Here is an 8,158-nt window from a genome sequence, read left to right as displayed (position 1 = left end):
TTGAGCGTCAGGAGGAGCATCATAGAAAGCTTTCCTTCCAAGACGAATTGCGCCGTTTGTTGACCAAGCACAAACTCGAATGGGATGAAAAACACCTTTGGGATTGAGCGCCCCTCGTCAAGTGGCGCGTATCAACTCCAACGGAGTTGTGGCCAAATCGTGGGTCTCGCGTTCAGAACGTGCCGCAACTCCGTTGGAGTTGGCGGGGAACGGGGCATCCATACCTAGGGTTGACTCACCACCCTGCTCCCCTGGTGAGTCAACCCTAGGCTTGGAGGACAAAACACCTTTGGTGTTTTTAATGGAGCCTCATTACTTCGGCTGCTACCAGTTAGCATTGTTTGAGCCTGGGCGGGAGGTTGAAGCACCTTTGGTGTTTTTAATGGCGGAATTTGGAATTCCGAAAATACACCCTGAATTTGAGCTTCCTCGGTGCGTGCCGTGATGCGTTTTGGCATACACCGAAGGTGTTGCGGCCTTCAGCCTAGGGTTGCCCCGTGAGATAATCACCGAAGAACAAAACGAAGCTAGGGCAGGTCACCAGAACATGGACTCGATCCTCACCGCGTTAAAGGTAATCTCACGGGGCTACCCTAGGTCAGGGATCAGGGGCGTATCAACTCCAACGGAGTTGAGGCCAAAGCATGGATACCGCGTTCACTACGTGCCGCAACTCCGTTGGAGTTGATGGGGAACGGTACGTTTTACCTAGGGTTGACTCACCACCCTGTTTCCCCTGATGAGTCAACCCTAGGCTGGAGGCCATAACACCTTTGGTGTTTTTAATGGAGCCTCATTACTTCGGCTGCTACGAGGGGTAGCATTGTTTGAGCCTGGGCGGAAGGTTGAAACACCTTTGGTGTTTTTCAGGGCGAGAATTGGATTCACAAATTCATAAAGCCGGGCATTCTACATCCATTATGCCACAATCATTATCGGCCGTTTACATTCATCTGGTGTTTTCCACCAAAGATCACCGGCCACAGTTGCGCGATCAGGAATTCCGAACCAACCTGCATGCATATCTGGGAGGGATTGCGAAACAACTCGAGTGTGCGCCGATTATTGTGGGCGGAGTCGAGGATCATGTGCATTTGCTTTTGCGACTTGGCCGCACGATATCCCAAGCCGACCTGGTCAAGGAACTCAAGCGCGTTTCACATCAATGGGTCAAGGACATGGGCGGGGAGTACAAAGATTTTGCCTGGCAAAAGGGTTATGGGGTGTTTTCCGTCAGCCAGTCCAACCTGGAAACCGTGACCGAATACATTGAGCGTCAGGAGGAGCATCATAGAAAGCTTTCCTTCCAAGACGAATTGCGCCGTTTGTTGACCAAGCACAAACTCGAATGGGATGAAAAACACCTTTGGGATTGAGCGCCCCTCGTCAAGTGGCGCGTATCAACTCCAACGGAGTTGTGGCCAAATCGTGGGTCTCGCGTTCAGAACGGGCCACAACTCCGTTGGAGTTGATGGGGAACGGTACGTCTTACCTAGAGTTGACTCACCACCCTGCTCCCCTGGTGAGTCAACCCTAGGCTGGAGGCTGAAACACCTTTGGTGTTTTCTGTGGATTGCCTCCCTGCTCCAATTTTCTATTCCCTTATTTAATTTTGTGGTGTATCCCAATATGGACTTAGCCCGAAATCTGATGCGAGAGCGGATGGGATTGCGAAGCGCGCCGCGAACAATTTTGAATTTCGGGCCAACCGGATCAATCAAAGAACACATGAACGAGATGAAACCGATTGCTATTTTGGGAGGCGGCCTTGCCGGGCTGGCCGTGGGACATTATGCGGCCAAGCGCGGCATCCCGTTCCGCCTGTATGAAGCCGGCGCGGAACCCGGCGGCAATTGCCGCACCTTCCGGCACAAGGATTTTCTTTTTGACTCCGGAGCGCACCGTTGGCACGACAAGGATGCCGCCATCACCGAAGACATCCGCAACCTGCTGGGCAGCGAGTTGATCACCTGCAAGATTCCCAGCGTGATTTACCGCGAAGGGCGGATGATTGATTTTCCGCTATCGCCCTTGAACCTGCTGCAGCGGCTCGGGCCAGTCACATTTCTCAAAGCGACCGCCGAAGTGCTGGTGCGCCGGCTGCGGGGCAGCACCACGGCGACTGACCTGGAAAGCTTCGCCCTGCAGGCCTACGGACCCACCCTGGCGGGGCTGTTCCTGCTGAACTATTCGCGGAAGCTCTGGGGGTTGGATTGCCGGCAGGTCTCCGCCAACGCCACCGGCAAGCGCCTGAAGGGGCTCACCCTCAAAACCTTCATCACCGAGGCTTTTCGGGGGCGCCAGGCCAAGATCCAACATTTGGACGGCGCCTTCCTTTATCCTCGGCTGGGCATCGGCACCGTCGCCAACCGGCTGGCCGATTCCTGCGGGGCGCAGAATATCCGTTTGCAAGCCCGAATCACCCGGATTCTGCATGATGGCCGGCGGATTCAGGCGTTTGAAATCAACGGGAGCGAACGGATCGAGGCGGACCGCGTGGTGACCACCCTGCCGCTGACCGCATTTATCCGCCAGATGCACCCGGCGCCACCCGATGAAATTCTGGCGCTGGCCAAGCAGATACGTTTTCGCGGTGAGATCCTGGTCGCGCTCATGTTCTCCATGCCGCAAATTACAGCGTATGGCACCGTGTATTTTCCCGGGCCGGAGTATCCGTTCACCCGGATTTTCGAGCCGAAGAATCGCAGCCCGCACATGTCGCCGCCCAACCAGACCTCCATCGTGGCGGAAATCCCCTGCCAGGAAAGCGAAGCGGTATGGCAGATGAAAGACGACGAGTTAATCCAACTGGTACGCTCGCACCTGCAGCCGTTGGGATGGTTTCAAGAACACCAGGTGATCGAGGGGCGCGTGGAGCGTCTCCACTCTGCCTATCCCGTGCTTGAGAAAGGGGTTGAGCAGAAGGTGGAGCGGATCAGCGCGTATCTGAACTCGTTTGAAAACCTGAGCCAGTGCGGCCGCAATGCGACGTTCCTGCACGCCTCGATGCACGATGTGATCCGCGAAGGCAAGGATCTGGTGGAGGCGCTGCCGGCTTCGGCATGATCACCGCCATCAAACGGCTGATTCGCGAGCGCATCCGGCTGATGCGGCATATCCTGCTGCCGGGATTGCTGGCGATGGCCATTCTGACGGCGCTGGTCTCAGTGGCGGGCTGGACGCCGCTTTGGACGGCGATCCACAAGACCTCCACTCCGCTCCTGGCGGTGGCTCTGCTTGTTTATGCGGCCACCTGGCTATTCCGGACCTTCCGGCTGCATTCGCTGTCGGACCGCGCCGGACTGCCGCTCGGCCGACGGATTCTTTTCCGGTTCTTTCTGGCCTCGCAGGCCTTGAACTCGGTGCTGCCGGCCCGCATCGGCGATGTAGCCAATGTATTGTTTTTCCATTGGCAAGGGCTGGCGTTCGGCCGGGCAGTTGCCATTATCCTGCAAACGCGGGTGCTCGACGCCGCCGCGCTGGTGTTGGTTTCGGTGCCCGCGCTGGCAGCCCTGGCCGGGGAAGGCCGATCCATGGGCTGGGCCGTGGGCGCGTTTCTGCTGTGCATTTTGTTCACCATCCTGCCTTCGGCCCTGGTGTGGCTGGACAAAAAGACCACGCTCTTCACCTGGTTGGAAAAGCTGCTATTGCGCAAGGGGACGCGCGCCTTCTCGCTTACTGCTCAAACCGGCCGCGATTTCCTTGAAGAATATCATGCCGTCACCAAGGATCGCCGGCTCTGGAGCTGGACGCTGGGGTTCTCGCTCATCGCCGCGCTGGGAGAAGGTTTGGCCACCTGGATTATCGCCAAAGCGGTGGGGGCGGATATTACCATGGTGGTGGCCTTGTTTGCGGTCTCGTTCGCGACGATTGGCAAGAGCGCCACGGTCACGCCCGGCGGCGTGGGGGTTTATGAAGCGGTGTTTGTGGCCGTGCTACGGCTGTTCGGCGTCGGCTTTGACCTGGCTTTGCTCGTCGCCATCTTGGATCACGGTTTGAAAAAGGGCTTTAACCTGCTGATTGGTTTGCCTGCCCTATCCGACCCCGCCATCCGTGGTTCTGCAAGGGAAGAAACCCCGGTGACGGAGGATCCCGGAACCCGGCCGGAGGAACCCCTGACTCCAGCGAAAGAGGAAATTTGCGTGGTGGAGTCACCCGAGACTCGCCGGACGTTGACCGTCTGCGGGCTGTTGCTGATTGCCGTTCTGGCGTTGATCAGCGCGCTGCATTGGTCGTGGTATCCCATTCAAAGCGATCCTTGGTACCACACCGCCGTGATTCAAGGCATGATCCAGGCAGGCGGGCTGCCGACGTGGGATTTTTGGGAGATGGCGCCGGTTGGGCGTCCGCACATTTATCCCATGTCGTTTCACGTCGTGGGCTACCTGGCGTCGTTCGCGGGGGTGTCGCCAGCGGCTTACACAACTTTCATGAGCTGGGCGCTCTGGCCAGTCTCCATGTTTACCATGTGGCTGTGGATGTTTAAGGTGTTCGGGCCGCGTGCGGCCCTCGTGTCGGTGATTCTCCTTTGCGGGCCAACCGCCTATTTTTCGCACCAGGCGACTTTCCCGGGGGTCGCTTTCGGCATGACGATTGCGCCACTGGCGCTGCTGGCGCTCGAATCGGAACATTTTCTGGCCTGCGCGGCGTTGAACCTGCTGGCGTCCACAGCGCATCCCATGGCCCTATTTCTGCCACCGGCCCTGGTCATTAATACCCTCCTGCGCCGCAAAAAGCTGCTGGCCGGGCTCCTGGCGGCGTGCGTGCCGATGCTCCTTTATGTTCCCTGGTTGGCCCATGGTTGGGCCAATCGGGCTTCCCTCTCCGAGCAACGCTCGGGCGGTGATGTCTCCATCATGGGATTTGGCATTGCGAGCGGACTCAACCTCGGGGTGGCGCTGGCGGTGACGGCCTGCCTGGGAATTGGTTGGGCGGCGGCTCGCCGGGACAAGGCCCTGGCACTGCTGGGTCCGTTACTGGGATGTGCGGCGGTTTTTCCACTGGGGTTTGGCGGACGCCTTTTGCATTTCAGTATTCACTGGCCGCTGGCCTGCCTCGGCGGGTATGGAGCCGCGATGCTATTTGATTGGTGCATGCGCAAACTTCCCCGCCACACATCCGCAGTGAGAATCGTGTCCGTAAGCCTGGCCTTCGTGATCCTGGCGACGTGGGTGGTGATGGAAGTCCCGCTCCCCAAGAGAAACTATAAAGGCGAGTTTGTCCCTATCCCAAAGGATCCAAATCTCCCGGCAAAATCCGACGCCACAAATGCGAGTCCTCGGGTCTATTTCGCGATGAACACATCCATGGCAGTGAAACTGCTAAACCCCGAGATGAACCCGCCGAGCTGGCGCTTCGAGCGAGCGGGCGTGCGTATCACCCGTGGTGTTCGTCCCTTGGGCAGGACGAGGCAGGACTTTTATCATCATGAAGGTGCTCCGGATTTTTTCGCGGCTATAAATCGTGAAGTGGCGATCGGCGAGGTGATTTATACCGGCGAAAGCGGGGTGTCAGCGTATTTGACCGGCTGCACCGGGCACTGGACCACTGGTGGCATGCTGCACGAGCAGAAGTGGGAGCGGGTGGAGCCGGAGCGGTGTCAGTATTGGGCCACTTTGGGCGGGAAATCGGGACGGGGCTCCAAGGCACCACCAGATAGTTGTGTCCTGATTTTTGAAAACTCCTTCGGCTCCCTTTACAAAAATGACGTGCCGTTGGTGAGAATGGAGCCGAAGCCCGCAGCCGTTTCGACGTTGAACCTGATGGTGCTGGCGGGGTTGGGAATTTGCCTGGTGCTGCTGGACCTGTTGCTCGCGCGCGACCGCATTCGCGCCCGGGTCCTGCTCGGGGGCGGAGCGTCGGTGGTGGCGTTGTCGTGTGTGGCATTGCTGGCTTGGACCGCAGTGGGCGAGCTGTTCCCGCCGCCCAGCGCGACGACACCCAAGAGCGGACCACCGCTGGCTTTGACCATCGAAGTGGGGGATCGGCAAAAAACCAAACCATGACCCCCGAGAGTGCCAACAACCGGTTGCCGGCATCCACGCCGACGGGAACATCTGCGGGCGAAGCGGGGGATAACCGCCAATCCACGCCGGGAGCAAACGCCGCCGATCCGGGACGAACCTGGACCAGCTATGGCTTGGCGCTGCTGGCCTGCCTGGCGCTCTTCAGCGTGCTGCGCTGGTGGTGGTATCCGAATTCCGTGGAGCGCTATTACCACCCCAGCGTCATCCAGGGCCTGCAGCAGGCGGGCGGGTTGCCGGATTGGGCCTTTTGGGAATCCGCGCCGCTGGGGCGCGCGCACATTCATCCGCCAGCGCTGCATGTGCTGGGATACGTGGTGTCCTGGGTGGGCATATCGCCGGTGACATTTATGACTTTCATAAGCTGGCTCCTGTATCCGCTGTCGCTGCTGACCTCCTGGTATTGGGTGCGCAAGCTCTTCGGACCACGACCGGCCTTGATCACGGTGATGCTGCTGAGCACCTCCACGGCGGTCTTTTGGAACCAAACCGCCTTCAATGCGAACGCCCTGGCCATGACGATCGCGCCGCTGGCGCTGCTGGCGCTGGAATCGGAAAAATACCTAGCCTGCGCGGTGCTCAACCTGCTGGCGGTCACCTCGCATCCCCTGGCGCTGTTTCTGCCGCCGGCTTTGCTGGTCAATACCGTGGCGCGCCGCAAGAACCTGCTCGCGGGCCTGCTGGCAGCGGTTGTGCCGGTGTTGCTGTACGCTCCATGGCTCATCCATGTGCTGGCCAACCGGACCTGCCTGCCCGGGCAATGGTATGACCAGGATTTGCTCTTTGCCGGAGCGGATGCCGGCGCGAGCCTCAGCATTGGAACTGTGCTGGCCTTGGCCGCATACCTGGGACTCGGCGGGATGCTGTTCCGGCGGCGCGAGGCCCTGATATTCCTGGGGCCGTTGCTGGGATTTGCCCTGGTGTTTCCCATGGGATTCGGCGTGCACCTGATCCAGTACAACCTGCCCTGGCTGCTGGCCTGTCTGGGTGGGTACGGCGGCGAACTTTTCCTGGAATGGCTGGAATTCAGACTGGCTCGCTGGCTATCGGCGGTCCGGATTGCACTGAAAATCCTGGCGTTCCTGGTGCTGGCAACCTGGGTGGCAGTGGAAATCCCGCTGCCGGAAAAACTAAGCATTCCGGCAGTGGCCCCGGCACCGCTGCAGGCGGTCTATCTCGTTGACCCGGAGCGCGCCCCGCCCGCGCAACCCCTGCATCCACCCACTCCGCCCCCCGAAACACCCGTGCCCACCGCCAAGTTCACGGTGACCTTGTCCGCCTTGACCATGCTCCTGGAGCCATACGGCTACATGCCGCCGGTGGGCAAGATCACGATTTCCCCCACAGAAATGGCGCGGAGCCGCAAAATCCAGCGGCAGGAACAGGCCCCGCGCTGGATGCCGGGCGGCGGCACCAGCGGTCTGGATGCGGCACAACAGGACGATGCCCGCGAGTTCTTTGAGGCGATCACCAAAACCGTGGCGGTGGGGGAAGTGATTTACCTGCTGGACGGCCCCGGGGCATCCGTCATCACCGCCTACACCGGGCGCTGGACCACGGGCACCACGCTGCGCAATTCGCGCCCGGCAAAAGTGCGCGCCCTGCCAGCGGCCTGTAAATACATGGTGACCCTCGGGCCGGGATCAGGCGGCATGAAGCCTCCGAAGAATTTCAGCAAGGTGTTCGGCAACCCCTATGGGACGTTGTACCGGAATCCAGCCAGCCTGCCCGCCAACCCACCGGTGAAAGCGCTGATCCCGGCACGGAATCTGGCCATCCTGATTGGTCTGGGCATCTGCCTGGTGCTCTTTGATCTGCAATGGCCGCGTGAACGCAATCGCGACCGGGTGACATTTGCGCTGGTCACCCTCTTTATGGCTGCGGTGTGCCTCGCGCCGCTGGCGCGCTCGGCCGCGGATGAATTGCTCTCCTCCCCCAAGGATCACCGGGTATTCAGGCTAAAATAAGTCCGAAAAGTTTCACAGAAAGATTGGCGGGCATTATAGCAATTCCATAAATTACGTAGCCGCTCGACGTCAGTCGGCGCTAATCTGGAAAGTCTTCATGAAAGCCCCGGAAATCTCGCCGCTTGCAAAAAATTACGCGATACTGATCCCAAGGGCAGGTAATAAATA

The 8,158-nt window shown here is 59.5% G+C and carries 4 protein-coding genes; all 4 read left to right on the top strand.

The genetic code is table 11. The features are described 5' to 3' along the window. Window positions 1–920: 920 nt before the first annotated feature. The 4 genes from tnpA to WCO56_17045 all read left to right on the top strand — a co-directional run bounded on the left by tnpA (window position 921) and on the right by WCO56_17045 (window position 7,990). Window positions 921–1,376 carry an IS200/IS605 family transposase gene (tnpA, locus tag WCO56_17060; protein MEI7731288.1) on the top strand — a complete coding sequence of 152 codons (456 nt, stop codon included), beginning with the start codon at window positions 921–923 and terminating at the stop codon, window positions 1,374–1,376. Window positions 1,377–1,728: 352 nt separating this feature from the next. Continuing rightward, entirely contained in the window at window positions 1,729–3,066 is a 1,338-nt protein-coding gene (locus WCO56_17055) for an FAD-dependent oxidoreductase (protein ID MEI7731287.1), read from the top strand. Beyond that, entirely contained in the window at window positions 3,063–6,005 is a 2,943-nt protein-coding gene (locus tag WCO56_17050; protein ID MEI7731286.1) for a lysylphosphatidylglycerol synthase transmembrane domain-containing protein, read from the top strand. The genes WCO56_17055 and WCO56_17050 overlap by 4 nt, the downstream gene beginning before the upstream one ends. Further along, window positions 6,002–7,990: a hypothetical protein gene (locus WCO56_17045; protein ID MEI7731285.1), complete on the top strand. Its 1,989-nt coding sequence runs from the start codon at window positions 6,002–6,004 to the stop codon at window positions 7,988–7,990. Before WCO56_17050 ends, WCO56_17045 begins: the two co-directional genes overlap by 4 nt. The last annotated feature ends 168 nt before the right edge of the window (window positions 7,991–8,158 follow it).

The sequence above is a fragment of the Verrucomicrobiota bacterium genome (assembly GCA_037139415.1).
Lineage (GTDB): Bacteria > Verrucomicrobiota > Verrucomicrobiia > Limisphaerales > Fontisphaeraceae > JBAXGN01.
The sequence above is the reverse complement of the archived record's forward strand: the minus strand, read 5'-3'. Positions and strand labels throughout refer to the sequence as shown.

Coding starts and splice junctions, on each gene's coding strand:
- tnpA (MEI7731288.1), top strand. CDS start 921: ATGCCACAATCATTATCGGCCGTTTACATTCATCTGGTGTTTTCCACC.
- WCO56_17055 (MEI7731287.1), top strand. CDS start 1,729: ATGAACGAGATGAAACCGATTGCTATTTTGGGAGGCGGCCTTGCCGGG.
- WCO56_17050 (MEI7731286.1), top strand. CDS start 3,063: ATGATCACCGCCATCAAACGGCTGATTCGCGAGCGCATCCGGCTGATG.
- WCO56_17045 (MEI7731285.1), top strand. CDS start 6,002: ATGACCCCCGAGAGTGCCAACAACCGGTTGCCGGCATCCACGCCGACG.